The 18,611-nt window shown below is 49.9% G+C and carries 20 protein-coding genes; 17 read left to right on the top strand and 3 right to left on the bottom strand.

Going from position 1 to position 18,611, the window contains the following annotated elements; genetic code table 11:
- Positions 1-89: 89 nt before the first annotated feature.
- Together amrB and amrA are read left to right on the top strand one after the other, a co-directional pair.
- On the top strand, positions 90-869 hold the full coding sequence (gene amrB, locus EUZ85_RS28170; RefSeq protein WP_127973438.1) for an AmmeMemoRadiSam system protein B: 780 nt from the start codon (positions 90-92) through the stop codon (positions 867-869).
- On the top strand, positions 856-1,419 hold the full coding sequence (gene amrA / locus EUZ85_RS28165; RefSeq protein ID WP_127973437.1) for an AmmeMemoRadiSam system protein A: 564 nt from the start codon (positions 856-858) through the stop codon (positions 1,417-1,419). Before amrB ends, amrA begins: the two co-directional genes overlap by 14 nt.
- 17 nt (positions 1,420-1,436) lie before the next feature.
- Here the strand turns inward: amrA and EUZ85_RS28160 are convergent, their stop codons facing one another.
- Together EUZ85_RS28160 and EUZ85_RS28155 are read right to left on the bottom strand one after the other, a co-directional pair.
- Positions 1,437-3,014: a wax ester/triacylglycerol synthase family O-acyltransferase gene (locus EUZ85_RS28160; protein WP_127973436.1), complete on the bottom strand. Its 1,578-nt coding sequence runs from the start codon at positions 3,012-3,014 to the stop codon at positions 1,437-1,439.
- A 100-nt stretch (positions 3,015-3,114) separates the two neighbouring features.
- Positions 3,115-4,083: a polyprenyl synthetase family protein gene (locus EUZ85_RS28155; protein WP_127973435.1), complete on the bottom strand. Its 969-nt coding sequence runs from the start codon at positions 4,081-4,083 to the stop codon at positions 3,115-3,117.
- A gap of 501 nt (positions 4,084-4,584) precedes the next feature.
- On the opposite strand from EUZ85_RS28155, the gene rplU reads away from it, so the two are divergent.
- From rplU to proB, 4 genes are all read left to right on the top strand, one after another.
- Positions 4,585-4,896 (top strand): 50S ribosomal protein L21, encoded by a 312-nt coding sequence (gene rplU, locus EUZ85_RS28150; RefSeq protein WP_127973434.1) that lies wholly within the window; start codon positions 4,585-4,587, stop codon positions 4,894-4,896.
- A 29-nt stretch (positions 4,897-4,925) separates the two neighbouring features.
- Positions 4,926-5,186, top strand: coding sequence for a 50S ribosomal protein L27 (gene rpmA, locus EUZ85_RS28145; protein ID WP_011399650.1), 261 nt, complete (start codon positions 4,926-4,928; stop codon positions 5,184-5,186).
- Positions 5,187-5,327: 141 nt separating this feature from the next.
- Positions 5,328-6,518: an Obg family GTPase CgtA gene (gene cgtA / locus EUZ85_RS28140; protein WP_127973433.1), complete on the top strand. Its 1,191-nt coding sequence runs from the start codon at positions 5,328-5,330 to the stop codon at positions 6,516-6,518.
- A 25-nt stretch (positions 6,519-6,543) separates the two neighbouring features.
- On the top strand, positions 6,544-7,704 hold the full coding sequence (gene proB / locus EUZ85_RS28135) for a glutamate 5-kinase (RefSeq protein WP_206617968.1): 1,161 nt from the start codon (positions 6,544-6,546) through the stop codon (positions 7,702-7,704).
- Positions 7,705-7,767: 63 nt separating this feature from the next.
- Here proB and rpsT read toward each other — a convergent pair whose 3' ends face one another.
- Entirely contained in the window at positions 7,768-8,037 is a 270-nt protein-coding gene (rpsT, locus tag EUZ85_RS28130) for a 30S ribosomal protein S20 (protein ID WP_011399647.1), read from the bottom strand.
- A gap of 249 nt (positions 8,038-8,286) precedes the next feature.
- Between rpsT and murJ the strand changes: the two genes are divergently transcribed.
- The 11 genes from murJ (at position 8,287) to EUZ85_RS28075 (ending at position 18,586) form a co-directional block, all read left to right on the top strand.
- Positions 8,287-9,855, top strand: a complete 1,569-nt coding sequence (gene murJ / locus EUZ85_RS28125; RefSeq protein WP_127973432.1) for a murein biosynthesis integral membrane protein MurJ — start codon at positions 8,287-8,289, stop codon at positions 9,853-9,855.
- A gap of 87 nt (positions 9,856-9,942) precedes the next feature.
- Complete coding sequence (gene ribF / locus EUZ85_RS28120) at positions 9,943-10,905, top strand: bifunctional riboflavin kinase/FAD synthetase (protein ID WP_127973431.1); 963 nt, start codon at positions 9,943-9,945, stop codon at positions 10,903-10,905.
- Positions 10,906-11,088: 183 nt separating this feature from the next.
- The gene (ileS, locus tag EUZ85_RS28115) at positions 11,089-13,914 is read left to right on the top strand and encodes an isoleucine--tRNA ligase (protein WP_127973430.1); all 2,826 of its coding nucleotides are present in this window, start codon (positions 11,089-11,091) and stop codon (positions 13,912-13,914) included.
- Complete coding sequence (gene lspA, locus EUZ85_RS28110) at positions 13,914-14,453, top strand: signal peptidase II (RefSeq protein WP_241566883.1); 540 nt, start codon at positions 13,914-13,916, stop codon at positions 14,451-14,453. The genes ileS and lspA overlap by 1 nt, the downstream gene beginning before the upstream one ends.
- Positions 14,454-14,469: 16 nt before the next feature.
- Positions 14,470-14,943: an FKBP-type peptidyl-prolyl cis-trans isomerase gene (gene fkpB, locus EUZ85_RS28105; RefSeq protein WP_127973429.1), complete on the top strand. Its 474-nt coding sequence runs from the start codon at positions 14,470-14,472 to the stop codon at positions 14,941-14,943.
- Positions 14,933-15,886 (top strand): 4-hydroxy-3-methylbut-2-enyl diphosphate reductase, encoded by a 954-nt coding sequence (ispH, locus tag EUZ85_RS28100; protein WP_127973428.1) that lies wholly within the window; start codon positions 14,933-14,935, stop codon positions 15,884-15,886. Before fkpB ends, ispH begins: the two co-directional genes overlap by 11 nt.
- Before the next feature lie 152 nt (positions 15,887-16,038).
- On the top strand, positions 16,039-16,344 hold the full coding sequence (locus tag EUZ85_RS28095) for a Tfp pilus assembly protein FimT/FimU (RefSeq protein ID WP_127973427.1): 306 nt from the start codon (positions 16,039-16,041) through the stop codon (positions 16,342-16,344).
- On the top strand, positions 16,275-16,523 hold the full coding sequence (locus tag EUZ85_RS32075; RefSeq protein ID WP_370454967.1) for a GspH/FimT family protein: 249 nt from the start codon (positions 16,275-16,277) through the stop codon (positions 16,521-16,523). Before EUZ85_RS28095 ends, EUZ85_RS32075 begins: the two co-directional genes overlap by 70 nt.
- Complete coding sequence (gene pilV, locus EUZ85_RS28085; RefSeq protein WP_127973426.1) at positions 16,520-17,008, top strand: type IV pilus modification protein PilV; 489 nt, start codon at positions 16,520-16,522, stop codon at positions 17,006-17,008. Before EUZ85_RS32075 ends, pilV begins: the two co-directional genes overlap by 4 nt.
- An 11-nt stretch (positions 17,009-17,019) precedes the next feature.
- Positions 17,020-18,042, top strand: coding sequence for a PilW family protein (locus EUZ85_RS28080; protein WP_127973425.1), 1,023 nt, complete (start codon positions 17,020-17,022; stop codon positions 18,040-18,042).
- Between the two features lie 13 nt (positions 18,043-18,055).
- On the top strand, positions 18,056-18,586 hold the full coding sequence (locus tag EUZ85_RS28075) for a PilX N-terminal domain-containing pilus assembly protein (protein WP_127973424.1): 531 nt from the start codon (positions 18,056-18,058) through the stop codon (positions 18,584-18,586).
- The last annotated feature ends 25 nt before the right edge of the window (positions 18,587-18,611 follow it).

Raw genomic sequence — 18,611 nt, 5'->3', positions numbered from 1 at the left:
GGGTTCAGAATAGACTTCCAGTAATCCTCTCTAATTGCCCTCAATATTAAAATCAATGTGAGTTGTGAGGCATCAAAAGGGAGATATAAATGTCTGTTCGAAAGCCTGCAGTTAGCGGATTATTCTACCCCGCCAACGAGGAAGACCTCTCTGAATCAGTGAGTCGCTATATCGCGACGTCGACTTCCTTTGATCATAAACCCAAAGCAATTATCGCCCCCCATGCAGGCTATATTTACTCTGGTCCAATAGCGGGAGTCGCATACAGCGCTCTGCGTAATTCAGCTAAACATATTAGTAAGGTTGTATTGTTGGGGCCAAGCCATCGCGTTGGCTTTAGAGGGATCGCAGTCCCTTCCTCTGATGTATTCTCTACTCCTCTCGGCAACATTGTGGTTGACGCCGATAATCTGGCGAAGCTCGCATTGCTCCCCCAGGTTATTACTTTGGATTCGGCGCACGCTCAGGAGCATAGCCTGGAGGTGCATCTGCCGTTCCTGCAACGGCGCCTTGATCGCTTTGAACTCACTCCCCTCGTGATAGGTGATGCTGATGCAGAGTCAGTCGCAGAAGTTCTAGAGCTTTTGTGGGGAGGAGAGGAAACGCTGCTCGTGATTAGTACGGATCTGAGTCACTATCATGATTATGTGACGGCTATAGACATTGATGCAGCGACAACTCGTGAAATTCTGGCTCTTCATCATGGTCTTACGGGAGACCAAGCCTGCGGCTGCAAAGGGGTAAACGGGCTTCTACTGTTGGCTGGCCGTAAAGGAATGCATATTTCTTGTCTGGCCCAGGCTAACTCTGGCGATACTGCTGGCGATAAGCGTCGAGTTGTAGGATATGCTTCCTATGTCCTGTATTAATCTCTCGGACGAAGAAAAGAAGCGGCTATATGAAGTGGCTTCCCTCGCTATTGAGCAGGGACTTGTTTCTGGTGAAAGGCGAATTATTGATCTGTCTGGGTTTTCGGATACGTTGTGTCAGGCAGCTGCTACTTTTGTTACCGTCTTGAAGCAAGGCGAATTACGCGGGTGCATTGGAGTGTTGGGGGCTATCCGCCCTTTAGTTCAAGATGTGTCGCATAACGCTTTCAGCGCAGCATTCGAGGACCCTCGCTTTGCTCCTTTGAAACGGGATGAGTGGCGGCTATGCGCATTACATATCTCAGTGCTTACTCAACCGCGATTATTGCCAGTTACTTCTGAGCAAGATCTGGCAGGCAAGCTAAAGGTTGGGGAAGACGGTTTGATACTCTCCTGGCATGGACATCGCGCTACGTTTTTGCCGTCAGTTTGGGAGCAACTCCCTAAACCTGAAGACTTTATTGGTCAATTGAAGCGTAAGGCGGGTTTGGATAGAAAATTCTGGGATAAGGATATCAAGGCTGAAATATACCAGGCTACATACATATAGTTCTATATCGGCGCGCCTTAAAGTTCTGAGTTGACGTCCTTTTGCTTCTCTTCAGTTTCCCCGGTTTTCTTTGCTTCGGAAAATAAGTTGCTAAAAAGAGAAGTGATATCCCCCAATAAGGCCGCAAGGATATTTGGAGGTCGTTGCTCAGTTAACTCTGGCGTAGCCTCTAGAGAGTTTAAGTCTGTATGTGCTAAGTCCTTTTCCAATTGAGTAATTGCGTTCTCAAAATGCTTGGTCAGATCTGCTGGATTTGTAATGACCTTCGGGTTGCTGGTTAGCGTAAATGTTACTTCGCCGTTGTAACTTACCACGACGATAGAAAGGCCGAGCCCATCGAACAAAGGTGCGCTGCCAAGCTGTTTGGTCACTTTTGCCCCGTTAAAGTAAAGAGGGGTTTGTGGGCCTGGAATATTGGTAATCGGTATATTGAATAATGGCTTGTGTCTCTGGGCGAGTTGAAACTCGGTGTAGATGCGAGCAGAGAGGCCTAGCATGGAGGAGGGAATGAGCTGAGTTAAGCGAGCGGCGGAGATTGCCTGACCATATATTTGTGATGAAGTTGCGTTGTCATGGATAGACTTGAGCCGGATGGCCAGATTGGGCTCATTCGTAGCGAGCGAAATCAGCATGGCTGAGAGCTGGCTGCCTGTGGGACTATCAATACGCTTGGAACGAACCGAGATGGGCGACACGGCAATTAGCGGGCGTTCGACGTTCTCATTCAGGGCTTGTAGGTAGCGTATTAAGACTTCGGAGCACAGTGTCATGACGACATCGTTAAGTGTAATGTCGTCATGCTGCTTTTTGAGCTGCTTAAGTCTATCGAGGCCGCATGCAAAATAGGCAAGGCTGCGTTCTTTTCCAATGGCGCGGTTGAACGGTGTAGGTGGTGCGCTGAAAAGGGCGGGAGGAAGCGCCAGTCTATGTAAACGCTGGACCAATAATGTATAGAACGCTGATGCGGCTGCGTCTTTAGCCATATTGGCGAGTCGAAACGGGGTATTCAGAGCGGAGCCGTAGACATTACTGATCAAGCGGGTCCTGGATGGTAAAGGGCTCGGGCTCCAGGCTTGTGGTGACGCTCTTTTGGCTGGTTCGGGAGAAAAGTCGAGCAGAGCGCTCATCAGTTCTTCGCCTGTCGCGCCGTTGATGATTGAATGGTGGATCTTGACGATTAAGGCGCAACAGTTGCATCTTCTTTCCCCGTTTGGCTGGCGCCCGCCAACTAGAGTTATCTCCCAAAGCGGTCGTTCGCGGTTTAAAGGTTCTGCAAGTATTGCCGAGGCGAGTTGGAGTAACTGCTCTTCTGCGCCGGGAGCTGGGAGATGGGCGTGTCGAAGGTGATTGCTTAGGTCAAAGTCCGGATCGTCTACCCAGTAAGGATGGTCCAGTTTTAGCGGCACCTCTACAAGGCGTTGTCTGAATTGTCTGGCGGTAGGCAGGCGGGATTCAATGTGATGGTAAAACGCCTCAAAACTCAGCTCACTGTTCTGTTCTGAGCAGTCGAGGACGTACACGCCGCCAATATGCATGGGGGCGTTTTCTGTTTCCAGATAGAGGAAGGACGCATCCAGTTCGCTTAGCTGCTGCATATCCGCTTAATGTCCTGTAATGGCGTACCGCTCACTCTATCAGTACGGCGCAGTCAGCGATAGCGGGTTGTTTCGCTTGTCCTAGTGCTCTCGTTTGAGCTTATTTGGTGCGGTTTACTGCAATTTCAGTCAAAGCAAATAATGCGTCTCGATATACTGAAGGAGTGAGTCGTTCAAGCCTTGCTGCGGCTCGATTAGCATACTCTTTCGCCAGCTTGACAGTATAATCCAGAGCTCCTGACTCCCTGACGGCAGTCATTACGGCATCAAGTTGCTCTAAGCCGCCTTCTCTGATTGCTTTACGTATCAATTTTCTTTGCGCATCGTCGCCTTTCTGTTGAGCGTAAAGCAGTGGTAGCGTGGGTTTGCCCTCAGCTAAGTCATCGCCCACATTTTTGCCCATTTCAGCTGCGTTGCCCTGATAGTCCAGGACATCGTCAATCAACTGGAATGCAATGCCCAGCTCTAGACCAAACTCCTTCATATTGGCGGTTGTGTCTGCGTTGGCTCGACAAAGTATTGCCGCGCTATGCGAAGCGGCTTCGAACAGCATGGCTGTTTTGGCGGTTATCACTTCCATATACTGCGCTTCGGTGATATCGGGATTTTTACAGTTGGTAAGCTGTAGCACTTCCCCTTCGGCAATCACATTCGTGGCGTTGGCCAATACCGCCATCACATCTATGTCGCGCAGCTCTACCATCATCTGAAATGCTCGAGAGTAGAGAAAGTCGCCGACTAGGACGCTGGGGGCGTTGCCCCACTTTGCATTGGCTGTGTCTCGCCCACGACGCAGATCTGAAGTGTCCACAACGTCATCATGCAATAGCGTGGCAGTGTGTAGAAACTCAATGATAGCGGCTAACTTAAGGTAATGCCTTTCGTTGGCGTTTAGTGCATTGCTGACCAGTAAGACCAGGAGAGGGCGCAGACGCTTTCCGCCTGAGTCGATGATGTACTGACCAATCTTCTCCACAAGTGGAACGTTGGAGAAAAGCTGATTTTTGATGAGTCCGTCGACGGACAGAAAGTCTTCGTTAACGGCTGCGTAAATAGTTTCTGCCTGCATGCTTGAATGTTCACCGGGAGGCTATGCGCCCGCTATCGGATGTTCGGCGCTATCGCCGGCCGGTTCGCATAAAATGCGGCCGATTAAGTGATTACCGATGGGAGCGTGAGTGTCGACACTGGGTTTGGCACCCTACGGGAGAGGAATGCTAGGGGGGAAGTCCGTGTTATGTCAAGGTTTTGCGGGCAATTATGGGGTGGTTGGCCAGACTGTAGCAGGATTCGCTTCCAAGCCTCGAATTAGAGTGCGCCTCTCTATAAACTTGGTTGCTCAATCTTTCTGCATTTTGTATAATCTCGCGCCCGCAAAAACCATTCCCTGTCATAGGGTCACCAAAGTGTTTCCCCTGGCAACAGGCTCCGCGGCGGTTTATTCGTTCAGTTTTCTGGCGAAGCCGGTATTAAGTAATGGTGATGCATGGACTTCCAGCAGGCCTGATGAATGATTAATAAGACAGGCGGCGAAGTTCATATTTAACCCGTGTGATTGGAGATTTATCTCATGTACGCAGTTATCGTGAGTGGCGGTAAGCAGCATCGCGTAAAAGAAGGCGAGCGTCTTAAGCTGGAAAAAATTGAAGTTGAAACCGGCGGTGTTGTTGAGTTCGACAAAGTCCTGCTTGTCGCTAACGGAGACGATGTTAAAGTAGGCGCTCCAGTTGTTGAAGGCGCTAAAGTGACTGCAGAAGTTGTAGCTCACGGCCGTCACAAGAAGGTCAACATCATTAAGTTCAGACGTCGTAAGCACCATATGAAGCGTATGGGGCACCGTCAGTGGTTTACTGAAGTTAAGATCACCGGAATTTCCGGCTGATACGGCAACTAATCTAGAGGAGTAATAACATGGCTCACAAGAAGGCGGCGGGTAGTAGCCGTAACGGTCGCGATTCAGAATCCAAACGACTTGGCGTCAAGCGTTTTGGCGGTCAATTCGTTAAAGCTGGCAACATTCTGGTTCGTCAGCGTGGTACAGAGTTTCATCCTGGTGAGAACGTAGGTTGTGGTCGCGACCACACTTTGTTCGCGAAGCAAGATGGCTTTGTTAAGTTTAACGTTGGTGGCCCGTTAAACCGCAGAACAGTCAGTATTGTCGCTGCGGAATAAGACTGACCCGTAACGTTTAAAAGCTCCGCATATGCGGAGCTTTTTTGTTTGCGCCGTACATGTGCAAACCTTGTGTTATAAAGATGTTGGTAATGGCTGGCTTCAAGCGCTGGCGAAATTGCAATTGTTGGGAGAAAAGGCATGAAATTCGTTGATGAGGCCACAATTTACGTGGAAGCAGGTAAAGGTGGAAATGGCTGTTTGAGCTTTCGTCGCGAAAAGTATGTGCCTAAGGGCGGGCCGGACGGTGGCGATGGTGGTGACGGCGGATCTGTCATTCTAGAGGCGGACGAGTCTATCAATACACTCATTGACTATCGCTATACGCGTAAGTTTAAGGCGGCGAATGGGGAGAGCGGTCGCGGAGGCAATTGTACTGGCGCGAGTGGCGTCGACTTGGTGCTGAAAGTGCCTGTGGGGACCACTATTATCGATACCGATATTGATGAGGTGCTTGGCGACTTGGTGGAAGTTGGGCAGCAAATTAAAGTGGCGCAGGGAGGCTTTCACGGCTTGGGCAATACCCGCTATAAATCCAGTGTTAATCAGGCTCCGCGCCAAACTAAGCCAGGACAGCCGGGGGAGTCGAGGAATATTCGGCTAGAGCTAAAAGTATTGGCTGACGTGGGATTGCTTGGCTTGCCCAATGCTGGCAAATCAACACTGATTCGCGGTATCTCCTCCGCTAAGCCCAAAGTAGCGGACTATCCTTTTACAACACTGGTTCCTAACCTTGGCGTTGTGCGCGTACAGGCGCATCGTAGCTTTGTTGTGGCCGATATCCCTGGACTGATTGAAGGCGCTGCAGATGGCGCAGGGCTGGGTATACGCTTTCTCAAGCATTTGGTCCGTACCCGTCTCTTGTTGCATGTCGTGGATGTTTCTCCTTTGGATGAATCAGACCCTGTGGAGTCAGCGGTTAAAATTGTGGCGGAACTGGAAAAGTTTAGTCCGGCGCTGGCCGCTCGCGATAGGTGGTTGGTGCTTAACAAAACGGATTTGTTGGCGGAGGACGAGAAGGATGCAGTTTGCGCCGACATTTTGAAGCGCTTGAATTGGTCTGGTCCCAGCTATGAGATTTCCGCGCTGGCGGGAGAGGGTCTGCAGCGTCTTTGTCAGGATATTATGACCTGGATTGAGCGAAGAGCTGAGGAAGAGCGTGATGATCCTGACGTGGCGGAAGCGGATCGCTTGAATCGCGAGCAGATGGATCAAGAAGTTCGTGAGCGTATTCAGTTTCTGAGTGAGCAGCGTCGTCTGGCGAGAAAGAAGGCGAAGGAATCTGATGACGATGATGATGACGAAGATGTTGAAGTTTTCTATGCGCCTTAACGGGAATTACGGGGACGTGTGAATTATGTCGGTCAGGCTGCAGCTAGGACAATTAAACGAGTCGCAGGCGCGAGCGCGTCTGCGGGAAACACGTCGCTGGGTGATTAAAATCGGCAGCGCATTGCTGACAAATGATGGGCGCGGATTGGCCTTGGAGGCAATGGGGTTGTGGGTGGATCAGTTGGCGGCTTTGCGCAAAGATGGCGTTGAAGTGGTCATTGTCTCTTCTGGCGCGGTGGCGGAAGGGATGAGTCGCTTGGGGTGGAAGGAGCGTCCGAAATTGTTGGATGAGCTGCAAGCCGCTGCTGCTGTGGGGCAGATGGGTCTGGTGCAGGCGTGGGAGGCGCAATTTAAGCGTCATAACATGCAAACTGCCCAGATACTTTTGACGCATGAAGACTTGTCTGACCGTAAACGCTACCTGAATGCTCGAGGAGCCTTATGCACCCTAATTGATATGGGGGTGGCTCCTATTATCAATGAGAATGACACGGTGGTGACGGATGAGATTCGCTTTGGAGATAACGATACGCTAGCTGCTCTGGTTGCGAATCTGGTCGAGGCTGACCATTTGATTATTTTGACGGACCAGTCGGGCCTGTTTGATAAGGATCCTCGTTCCAATGCCGATGCCAGTTTGGTGGGGGTCGCCAAGGCTAATGACTCGGCCTTGGATAGTATGGCTTCTGGTAGTTCTGGCGCTTTAGGTCGGGGGGGGATGTTCACCAAGCTGCGCGCCTCGCGTTTGGCTAGCCGTTCGGGGGCTGCGACGGTTATTGTGGGTGGACGTATCGATTCAGTGCTTACCCGCTTGCGTGATGGGGATGAATTGGGGACGCTTTTGCTTCCTGACCAAGAGCGCTGGGTTGCGCGTAAGCAGTGGCTGGCTGGACACCTCAAAACCCGGGGGCGTCTGGTGTTGGATGATGGTGCGGTTCGAGTGCTGACTCAGCAGGGGCGGAGCTTATTGCCTGTCGGGGTTAAGTCTGTGGAAGGCGGCTTTCAGCGCGGAGAAATGGTGAGCTGCTATGATTTGCAGGGTAATGAGGTCGCCAGAGGGCTGGTGAACTACGATGCAGATGAGGCGGTGCGAATTGTTGGCGTTGCTTCTGAGAAAATTGAGTCCATTCTGGGTTATATCAATGAGCCTGAGTTAATACATCGGGATAATTTGGTTTTATTGTAGTTTTACCTGGCGTGCAGACAATAAAAAACCGGCGTAAGCCGGTTTTTTATTGTTCAGAAGAACTTAGCTAGCCTTCAGCGCCTTAATTTTGGCGTTTAGGCGGCTCTTGGTGCGAGCAGCTTTGTTCTTGCTGAAAATGCCTTTGTTGACCATGGAGTCAATGATCGGCGCTGCAGTCGTTAATGCCTGTGTTGCGCCGTCATAGCTGCCTTGCTCGATCTGGGCGCTAACTTTCTTGATGTATGTGCGTACCATGGAGCGCAGGCTCATGTTGTGAGCGCGGCGTTTTACTTGCTGTCTGGCGCGCTTCTTGGATGAAGGATTGTTCGCCACCTTGAAACTCCTCAATATTCGAATGCTGTCGGTTGGTGTCGCCGAAATAAATGACGCGGAAATATGCCGCTTTCGTGGCCATTTGTCAACGATTATGGCAAAAAAAATGACTGTTTTTCATTCAATGCAAGCGTGGCGGCCGAGTGATCTATTTTTCCGCTAACTCTCGCATGATAGGATGTGCCGCCTGTCGATAGAGGGCGATCGTCTCTCAACGCTATTTTTAATTTTCCTAGGTATGACTAATTTGTGAGCGCAGCAGATACGCATAAAGAAAAGCCTACTCCGTCATTGTTGAGGTCCAGTGGCTTGGTTGGGTTGATGACCATGCTGTCCCGGGTGTTAGGTTTGGCTCGGGATATTGTAATCGCCAATTTTTTTGGCGCAGGCGCAGGCGCCGATGCTTTTTTCGTGGCGTTTAAAATTCCAAATTTTATGCGTCGCTTGTTTGCAGAAGGCGCTTTTTCACAGGCTTTTGTTCCTGTGTTGTCTGAGTATCGCTCGAAGCAATCGCCGGTTGCGGTGAAAGCTCTTGTGGACAATGTCTCAGGTACGCTGGGTGTGGTTTTATTGGTCATCACTGTTTTAGCTGTGGTGGTGGCTCCGTTGTTGGCGGCGTTGTTCGCTCCTGGCTTCTTGGATAATGATGATAAGTTTGCGCTTACCGTGGAAATGCTACGTCTGACATTTCCTTATCTGCTGCTTATTTCAATGACGGCGTTTGCGGGGGCGATATTAAATAGCTATGACTATTTTGCTGTTCCAGCGTTTACTCCTGTGCTGCTGAACCTGTCATTGATTGGCGCGGCGTTTCTGATCACGCCATACATGGACGAGCCAGTAATGGCTTTGGCTTGGGGTGTATTAATTGCAGGTATGGCTCAACTGCTGTTCCAGCTTCCCTTCCTCTCTCGCTTACAGTTGCTTCCCAAACCTAAGATAGATAGGAAGCACGAGGGCGTCCGCCGAATTTTACGACTAATGACGCCGGCGATGTTTGGTGTGTCGGTAAGCCAAATAAACCTTCTCCTGGACACTATCCTGGCGTCTTTTCTGGTGACAGGGAGTGTTTCCTGGCTGTACTACTCTGATCGTTTGTCGGAGCTGCCTTTAGGGGTTTTTGGAATCGCAATTGCGACCGTGATCTTGCCTAGCCTGTCACGAAAACATGCGGCGGATAATGCAAAAGACTTCTCCGCCACCCTTGATTGGGCGATTCGCGCAGTTCTTCTTATTGGCTTGCCGGCTGCGGTGGCTCTAATGACGTTGGCGCAGCCTATGATTGCTACGCTGTTCCAGCACGGGGCGTTGACTGACTTCGATGTGCAAATGTCCGCTCAAAGCTTGCAGGCGTACTCTCTTGGCTTAACTTTCTTCATGTTGGTTAAGGTTTTGGCTCCAGGCTATTTCTCGCGGCAAGACACTAGAACGCCAGTAAAGATAGGGATTGCAGCGATGATCGCCAATATGGTTTTCAATCTTGCATTGATTTATCCCATGGCGCATGCGGGCTTGGCCCTGGCGACCTCTTTGTCGGCAGCGCTAAATGCTGGGCTGCTCTGGCGCGGCCTGGTGAAAGCGGGCGTGCTCCAGCACCAGTCTGGTTGGGGGCTGTTCTTGTTGCGTCTTATTGGCGCCAATGTTGTGATGGCGTTGGTTCTCCTGGCCTTGTTGCCTGCTGAGAGCTTCTGGTTTTCGGCGAATACTGCGACGCGTGCGTTTTGGTTGTTGGGAATATGCTGCGCAGGCGGGTTGAGTTATTTCGCGTCTCTTTACGTGTTTGGCGTTCGTCCCCGTCAATTTTTTATGCGCGGATAAAGACCTTGCTTCAAATGAGATCTCATAGATTGGGCAGCTGGCGCCACATGCTTTATAATCGCGCTTTTGCATGGCCGCTGTAGACGCATGAAACTGATTCGGGGACTGCACAACTTAAAACCATTCGCCTCTGGCTGTGTGGCGACTATTGGAAACTTTGATGGCGTGCACATTGGTCACCAAGTCATAATCAGTCAGTTGCAGTCCAGGGCTGAAAGCATGGGCGTTCCCGCCGTGGTCATGGTGTTTGAGCCGCAACCACGAGAGTTTTTTGAGAAGTTGGACGCTCCCGCTCGCTTGATGCGGTTCCGTGAGAAGTTAGATGCTATCGCCGCCTTAAATGTGGATTACTTATTGTGTCTTCAGTTTAATCGCCGGCTGCGAGGCCTGACTGCTCAGCAGTTCATTGATGACGTTCTGGTAACAGGGCTTCATGTTAAGCACCTCGTTGTTGGCGATGACTTTCGCTTTGGCTGCGATCGCTCTGGAGACTTTCGCTTGCTGGAAAAGTCTGGCGTGGTATCCGGCTTTAGTGTTGAAAATACGCCCACTGTAGAAGTAGAGGGTGAGCGTGTCAGCAGTACGCGAATTCGCGCCACACTGGCGCAAGGCGAATTTACGCAAGCGGAAGACCTGCTTGGAAGGCCCTACAGTATTACAGGGTGCGTGGTGCATGGACGTAAGCTGGGGCGACAGTTGAACGCGCCGACAGCCAATGTATCTTTAGGGCGTAAAAGACCAGTGCTGTCTGGCGTCTACTTAGTTAAGACGACGCTGGCTACAGGTCACGTGCGATTTGGCGTAGCTAATATTGGCGTTCGTCCCACCATTGATGGCTTGGGAATGACGCCAGCTTTAGAGGTGCATCTTTTTGAGCATGCCGACGATATATATGGCCAGCGAATAAATGTGCAATTTCTTGAAAAACTGCGGGATGAGCGCAAATTCAGCGGATTAGAGCAGTTACAAGAGCAGATACAAAGAGATATTGAAGGCGCTAAGAGGCGACTGCAATCTATGCCACTGCAAAACATCAATAGTGCAGGCTGAACGAAAGCCTGCATGGTGTGTGGCGAAAAGCCGTAATCGTATGTTCACTAAGTATGGTTGGGCTCTGCTGTAGGGCGGTCGCAGCAATTGAATTGATCGCCGTAAGATGACTTTCAAGTGTAAACAGTAAAATGTAAGTGGATGGCAGGCGCAAAATCCTGACTTTGGCATATTAGGTAAATTATGAGCGACTATAAGCACACCCTTAATCTTCCTCAGACCGATTTCCCCATGCGTGGCAATCTCCCTCAACGTGAGCCGGATATGCTGAAGCGCTGGGGAGATATTGAGCTCTACGAGAAGATTAGAACGGAGTTTAAGGGGCGTGAAAAGTTCATACTGCACGATGGCCCTCCTTACGCCAACGGCAATATTCACTTGGGGCATGCGGTTAACAAAATCCTGAAGGACATCATCGTCAAGTCAAAGAGTGTGGCGGGTTACGATGCGCCTTACGTTCCTGGCTGGGACTGCCATGGCCTGCCCATTGAGCACAAAGTCGAAACTATGATTGGTCGCGCTGGCGACAAGGTCGGCTATAAAGAATTCAGGCAGAAATGTCGTGAGTATGCTCTGGAACAGGTGGCTAAGCAGCGGGAAGATTTTATACGCCTGGGCGTTTTTGGCGACTGGTTCAAACCTTATTTGACCCTTGATTTCAAAACTGAAGCGGACATCATCCGGGCGTTGGGCAAGATCGCGACGAGCGGGCATCTTCAGAAAGGGTATAAGCCAGTCTACTGGAGTGTTGTTGGCGGCTCCGCCTTAGCGGAAGCAGAGGTTGAGTATAAAGATAAGACGTCTAACTCCATCGATGTCAGCTATCCTGCTGAAAATGAGCAAGACGTACTGAGTGCGTTTGCTGACGCATCTGGCGAGGGAGATGTTTCCATTGTTATCTGGACGACTACCCCTTGGACTTTGCCTGCTTCTCTGGCGGTCTCATTGGGAGCGGAAATTGAATACGCGCTGACGCAGTGCAGCGTTGATGGTCGTTGGCAGCGTTGGATCGTAGCGGAAAAAATGCTTGAGTCCGTCATGTCCCGCTGCGGTGTTGAAGATTATCAGGTCGTAGGACGTTGCACTGGGCAGGACCTTGAAGGCAAGACATTCCACCACCCTTTCTATAACCGCAGTATTCCTGCGTTGCTGGGAGATCATGTCACTCTGGATGCAGGTACGGGCGTTGTCCATACTGCTCCTGACCATGGTATGGAAGACTTTGCGGTCTGCAACAAATACGGCATTGAAACTATCAATCCGCTGGACGACCGTGGCGTGTACCGGGATAACGTTGAGTTATTCGCAGGGGAACATGTCTACAAGGTCGATGACCATGTAATTGAAATATTGAAAGAACGCGGGCGCCTGCTAAGCCACGGCAAAATTACCCATAGCTATGCGCACTGCTGGAGAACTAAGACGCCGCTGATTTACCGCGCCACGCCGCAGTGGTTTATCAGTATGGATAAACAAGGGTTGCGTGATCAGGCGTTGGCGGAAATCAAGCAGGTGCGTTGGGTTCCATCCTGGGGACAAAACCGCATTGAGGCGATGATTGAGCAGAGCCCGGATTGGTGTATCTCTCGCCAACGTACATGGGGGGTCCCCATCGCTTTCTTTGTGCATAAAGAAACCCAGGAGCTGCACCCGGATACTGCGCGTTTGATTGAAGAAGTCGCCAAACAAGTTGAGAAAACAGGTATCGACGCATGGTGGGATATCAATGCGGAAGATCTGTTAGGCGCTGACGCTCAGAATTATGAAAAGGTCACGGACACTTTGGATGTGTGGTTTGATTCCGGCGTCACGCATAGCGCTGTCTTGGAGCAGCGAGAAGAACTGGCTCAGTTCCCTGCGGATCTGTATCTGGAAGGGTCTGACCAGCATCGGGGCTGGTTCCAATCTTCTTTGAAGACAGCGGTGGCTATTAAAGGTAAAGCTCCCTATCGGCAGGTGCTCACCCATGGCTTCACTGTGGATGAAAAAGGCCACAAGATGTCCAAGTCCTTGGGGAACGGCATTGAGCCCCAGGAAGTCATGAACAAGCTTGGCGCGGATATTCTACGGCTGTGGGTTGCGGCGACGGATTACAGCGCTGAGATGGTGTTGTCAAAGAATATCCTGGAGCGTACGGCGGATTCTTATCGTCGAATTCGCAATACTTCTCGCTTCCTATTAGCGAATATCAATGATTTTGATCCGCTCAAAGGCATGGTGGCGATGGATGATCTGTTGGCGTTAGATCGCTGGATTGTCGACCGCGCCTGGTTGCTGCAGGAAGAACTGAAGAAGGCTTACGAGCAGTACAACTTTGTTCAGGTATATCAGAAAGTGCATAACTTCTGTTCTGTAGAGCTGGGCAGCTTCTATCTTGACGTCATCAAGGACCGTCAATACACCATGAAGTTGGACAGCCGCGGCTGTCGGTCAGCGCAAACCGCGCAATATCATGTCATTGAAGCGCTAGTGCGCTGGATTGCGCCGATCCTGAGCTTCACCGCAGAAGAAATCTGGTCATATATTCCTGGGAAGCGCTCAGAAAGTATCTTCCTTGAAACTTTCTATGAAGGTTTGCAACCTCTGGCTGAAGGTTCTGAAATGGGGCGCGAGTATTGGAGCCGCCTGCTGCGGGTCAGAACATCTGTCAACAAAGCGCTTGAAGAAGCGCGTAATGCAGGCAAAGTGAAAGGTTCACTGACAACGGAAGTGTCCCTGTTTGCTACACCTGAGATGCAGCGTGATCTGAGCGCTTTGGGTGAAGAGCTGCGCTTTGTATTCATTACATCTGGCGCCTCTGTTTTTGGTGTGGAAGGTGCGACTGAAGCCAATTCTGTCGCTACGGAAACGGAAGGCCTGCGTGTTGGCATCAAGAGCTCAGAGTACAAGAAGTGCGGCCGCTGCTGGCATCATCGCGAAGATGTGGGCGCTCACAAGTCACATGAAGATCTATGTGGACGCTGCATCGAAAATATCGATGGCTCAGGAGAAAAAAGGAAATATGCCTAATGGATGCGCGGGCCAGTGAAGTCAATCAAGGCGGAGGCGAGATGCAAAAAGTGAATCCGGCAATGCTGCGTTGGTTATGGCTGACTTTGGCGGTTATTGTTCTTGATCTGGGAACCAAGTGGTATGTGAGCGCCAATATGGTTCTGGGCGAATCTGTGCCCGTCGCGCCTTTCTTCAGCTTTACGCTGCTGCATAATACCGGCGCAGCGTTCAGCTTTCTGGCTGATGCGTCAGGCTGGCAACGCTGGTTCTTTATTATTCTGGCGGCTGTTGTGAGTGCGGTGTTGGCGCTATGGCTGGTGCGGCTGAACCGCGCGGAGCGCTGGATGGCCTGTGCTCTCAGCTTGGTTCTCGGGGGGGCTCTAGGTAATCTGTATGACCGGGCTGTGCTCGGCTATGTTGTTGACTTTCTGCACTTTTTCTATGGTGGATACAACTTCCCTGCGTTTAACCTCGCCGATACCGCAATTACCATTGGCGCTTTTATGATTGCGATTGATGTATTCCGTAATCCTTCCGGTGTGACGGAAGATAAGTAATTAACGAGATGATGCAATGACTGAAATGTTTGTCGGCGCCGGAACGCTTATCACTCTGCATTTTGAGCTGCGTTTAGAGAGTGGAGAAGTTGTTGACTCAACTTTTTCTGGTAAACCGGGCGAGTTTGAGTATGGCGACGGCGCACTGCCAGCAGGCTTTGAAGAGTTGTTAAGAGGAATGCGGGCAGGAGAGCGCAAGAGCTTTTCTGTCCTGCCTGAGAAGGGGTTTGGCATGCCTAATCCTAATAATGTTCAGGAATTTCCGTTAGACAGCTTCCCCGATAAGGAAAGTCTGGAAGTGGGGATGGTGATGTCATTTGCTGACGCCGCCAAGGCGGAACTGCCCGGCGTAATTAAGCAGATCGAAAACGGTATAGTGACCGTTGACTTCAATCATCCGCTCGCAGGACATACGCTGGACTTTGAAGTAGAGGTTCTGGTGGTGAAAGAAGCGCAAACTGGCGAACAGGAGGGCTGTCATGAAAATTAAGCTGGCGAATCCTCGGGGTTTCTGTGCCGGGGTAGACCGCGCGATTGAGATCGTGAACCGTGCTTTAGACGTCTTTGGCGCTCCGATATATGTTCGTCATGAAGTGGTGCACAATCGCTTTGTGGTGGAGGGTCTCAGAACAAGAGGCGCAGTATTTGTAGATGAACTTGATGAAGTTCCAGATGGCGCATTGGTCATTTTCAGCGCCCACGGTGTTTCTCAGGAGGTGCGCCAGGAAGCCGACGCCAGAGGGCTGAAGGTTTTCGACGCTACCTGCCCACTGGTCACCAAAGTTCATATGGAAGTGATGCGTTATTCCAGAGACGGTCGGGAATGCATCCTGATTGGCCACGCAGGACACCCTGAAGTGGAAGGCACGATGGGGCAGTACGACAGCGTTAATGGCGGCGCCATTTACTTGGTGGAAGATGAAGAGGATGCAGGCAAGCTCATTGTTAATGATCCCGGAAATCTCGCCTATGTCACCCAAACAACCCTGTCTGTTGATGACACCGCTCGAGTAATCGACGCGTTACGCCAAAAATTCCCTGAAATCAAAGGCCCGCGTAAAGATGATATCTGCTATGCGACGCAAAATCGCCAGGATGCCGTCAAAGAGCTGGCGGTCACATGCGACGTGGTGTTGGTGGTTGGTTCAGTAAACAGCTCAAACTCCAACCGCTTGCGGGAATTAGCCGAGCGTATGCAAACCCCTGCATACCTCATTGATGGCGCCCATGAAATCCAGTCAGACTGGTTCGCTGGCGCCGCCAGTGTTGGCGTCACGGCAGGCGCCTCCGCCCCAGAAGTGTTGGTGCAGCAAGTTGTGCAAAGGTTAAGAGAACTTGGTGGCGAAGCCCCAGCAGAGATAGCTGGGCGCGAAGAAAACATCGTTTTCTCGATGCCTAAAGAGCTAAGAATTCCCGCCGTTAACGAATCATGATCAAACTGGAGCGCAGCATAGTCCTGTGCTCCAGTTCACACTTCCCCTCCCATTGAGACCGTTTATCCCGCAAATGCTCCGTTTATCGTGCGGCGCATGACTATGCTATTCATCTAAATTATTTTTAAGGTGCTTAAAAAGGATGAGAATCTATGAAGCAGAAAGGTTTTACATTAGTTGAGTTGATGGTTGTTATCGCCATTCTGGCTATAACATTAGTTCTGGGGCTCCCCAGTTTTTCTAATTTAATTGATAGTAATCGCGTGACTGCCAATACGAATACCCTTGTAGGAGCGCTAAATTTAGCTCGAATGGAAGCAGTTAACAGGGGGGGGAAATCAGGGTTAGCGGAACCGGTGGAACCTCAAGCTGGGCTTCTGGATATAGGATTTGGGCTGATGCTAATGGTGACGGGGCTTATGACGCAGGTGAAGAGATACGGGTATATGAAGGTGTGAAAGACAGTTCGACTCTTAGCTTAAACGGAGGGGGGACAACGATAATCTATCGTGCCTCAGGTTTTGCTTCCGCTAGTGCTAACTTCAAACTCTGTAGTTCAAATGCAAATGTACAGGGTCGTGCGGTGACTATCAGTGCAGCTGGCCGTGTAAGTGTCGCGGAGGAAACTTGCCCATGAATATACGTTCCCCAAGCTCTCGCCAGTCTGGCTTTACAATGATTGAAATACTAGTCGCAGTAGTAATTTTGGCTATTGGTTTGCTCGGTGTTGCTGGGCTTCAAACCCTCTCCGTCAAAGCATCGACGAACTCAAGCGCCCGTAGTCAGGCTATCTATCTTGCTAATGATATGGCGGACCGTATAAGAGCCAATCTTCAGGGGCGTAAAGACTCCAATTATGACGCAATTACAGGTGACGCTAAAAAAGCTGCCTGTCTTACAAGCACAGGGTGTTCTGCTGCAGATATGGCTGCCAATGATAAGGCTGAATGGTTAGAAGAGCTGTCCAATAGATTACCGAATGGTAAAGGCGAGCTTAAACATACTGGAAATTTATACACTATTACTATCACGTGGGATGAGCGTGTGAAGCAAGGTGCTGATAAAGATGACGCCAATGTTGCGCTCCAACAAGCTACGCTTAGTTATACCTTCTACCCCTAGGAGTTTATGAAATGAAACATATCAGGCAGTCAGGCCTGTCACTTGTTGAACTAATGATAGCTCTTGCTTTGAGCGCGCTCTTGATTGCCGGTGTGATTCAAATATTCAACTCAAATAAAACGGCATTTAGGGTTCAAGACGCTTTTGCAAGAGTTCAGGAAAACGGTCGTATAACTAGCGAAGTGGTTAGTAGGGAAATCCGAAGTGCGGCATATCTTGGATGTGCGAAAGGATTGTCTTTCACGAATAATGTTGATGTATCTAAGTTCTCTCTTACGGCGGTTAAACAGGCTCTGGCTTTTGATGGGGGTAATATGGTTGAGGCTTTTAACGATGTCTCAAATACTACCGGTACCGACTTGGCCAATTACGGTCTGGTTGTAGGAACTGCCTCGGGGAATATTGTATCGGGTACTGATGTTCTTATATTGCGGGGGGCGGGCCCTTGTGAGGGTGGGAAAGTCGTTAGTTATAATTCAGGTGGCGGTGGAACAGCACAATTTAAAATTGAGGACGCTACAGCATGTGGGCTATCGCAAAATGATATTGTATTAGTAACAAACTGCCAGAACTCTGAGATGTTTGCTATATCAAATAACCCATTGTCCGGCGGGACAAAAGATACTATTGCGCATGCTGATAATGTAAATAATTCAAGTAAGTTGTCTGGAAACTACTCTGATGATGACTCTTACCTCATGAAGTACAGAGAAAATATATTTTACATTGGCGTGGGAGCTAGCGGCAGGAATGCTCTATTTCAAATGCAGTTCTCAGGCCAGAAAGTGGAAACTTTTGAATTGGCCGAAGGCGTTGATGATTTACAAGTACTCATGGGAGAAGACTCTGACGAAGATGGAACAGTTAATAGGTATTTAGAGCCTGGGACAACGGGCCTTGATAACGAAAAAGTCGTATCAGTCAAAACATCCTTTACCCTAAGTTCAGAAAATTCTGTTGATCAAGGTGCTGGAAATCAAGTGGTACAGACTTCGTTGCAGTCAATTACTACGGTTCGTAACCGCGTTAAGTAAAGGGGGAATTGGCATGTTAAAAAAACAGTCTGGAGCGGCGCTTTTTATCAGCTTGATACTGCTCCTGGTTCTAACAATTATTGGGCTTGCGTCAATGAATGATAGTGTCATGCAAGGAAAGATGTCTTCTGCCATTCAAGACTCTAATCTGGCATTGCATGGAGTGGAGAGTGCTGTGAGAGAGGCGGAGTCCGCGTTGGATGGTATGGCTTCACCTGAGGGGTTTGGAACGACTTCGGGGTTATACTCAGAAACAGATAAACCAGCGATTTACTCTAAAACACTTTGGACTGATGATGCAAAGTCTATAAAAGCTGTCGGTGATGACTTAAAAACATCCCTCGGTCTTAATGAAGAACCTCGTTATATCATTCAGTATGTTGGCCAAGTCGGCGGAACTAAAGATAGAAAGCCAGGTATCGATAATTATGGTCACGATACGGGGCAGGGAGAAGTCCTTGGATTTAGGATTATATCTCGAAGTACTGGAGGCTCAGGAAATTCTTTGAGGATGGTGGAAAGCTATTATGGAAAACGGTATTAAGCGCGATAGGTCGTTGGAGATTTAA

This window comes from Hahella sp. KA22, from assembly GCF_004135205.1.
Taxonomy (GTDB): Bacteria; Pseudomonadota; Gammaproteobacteria; order Pseudomonadales; family Oleiphilaceae; genus Hahella.
Note: the sequence above shows the minus strand (reverse complement) of the source record. Positions and strands in the feature narration are given on the sequence as shown.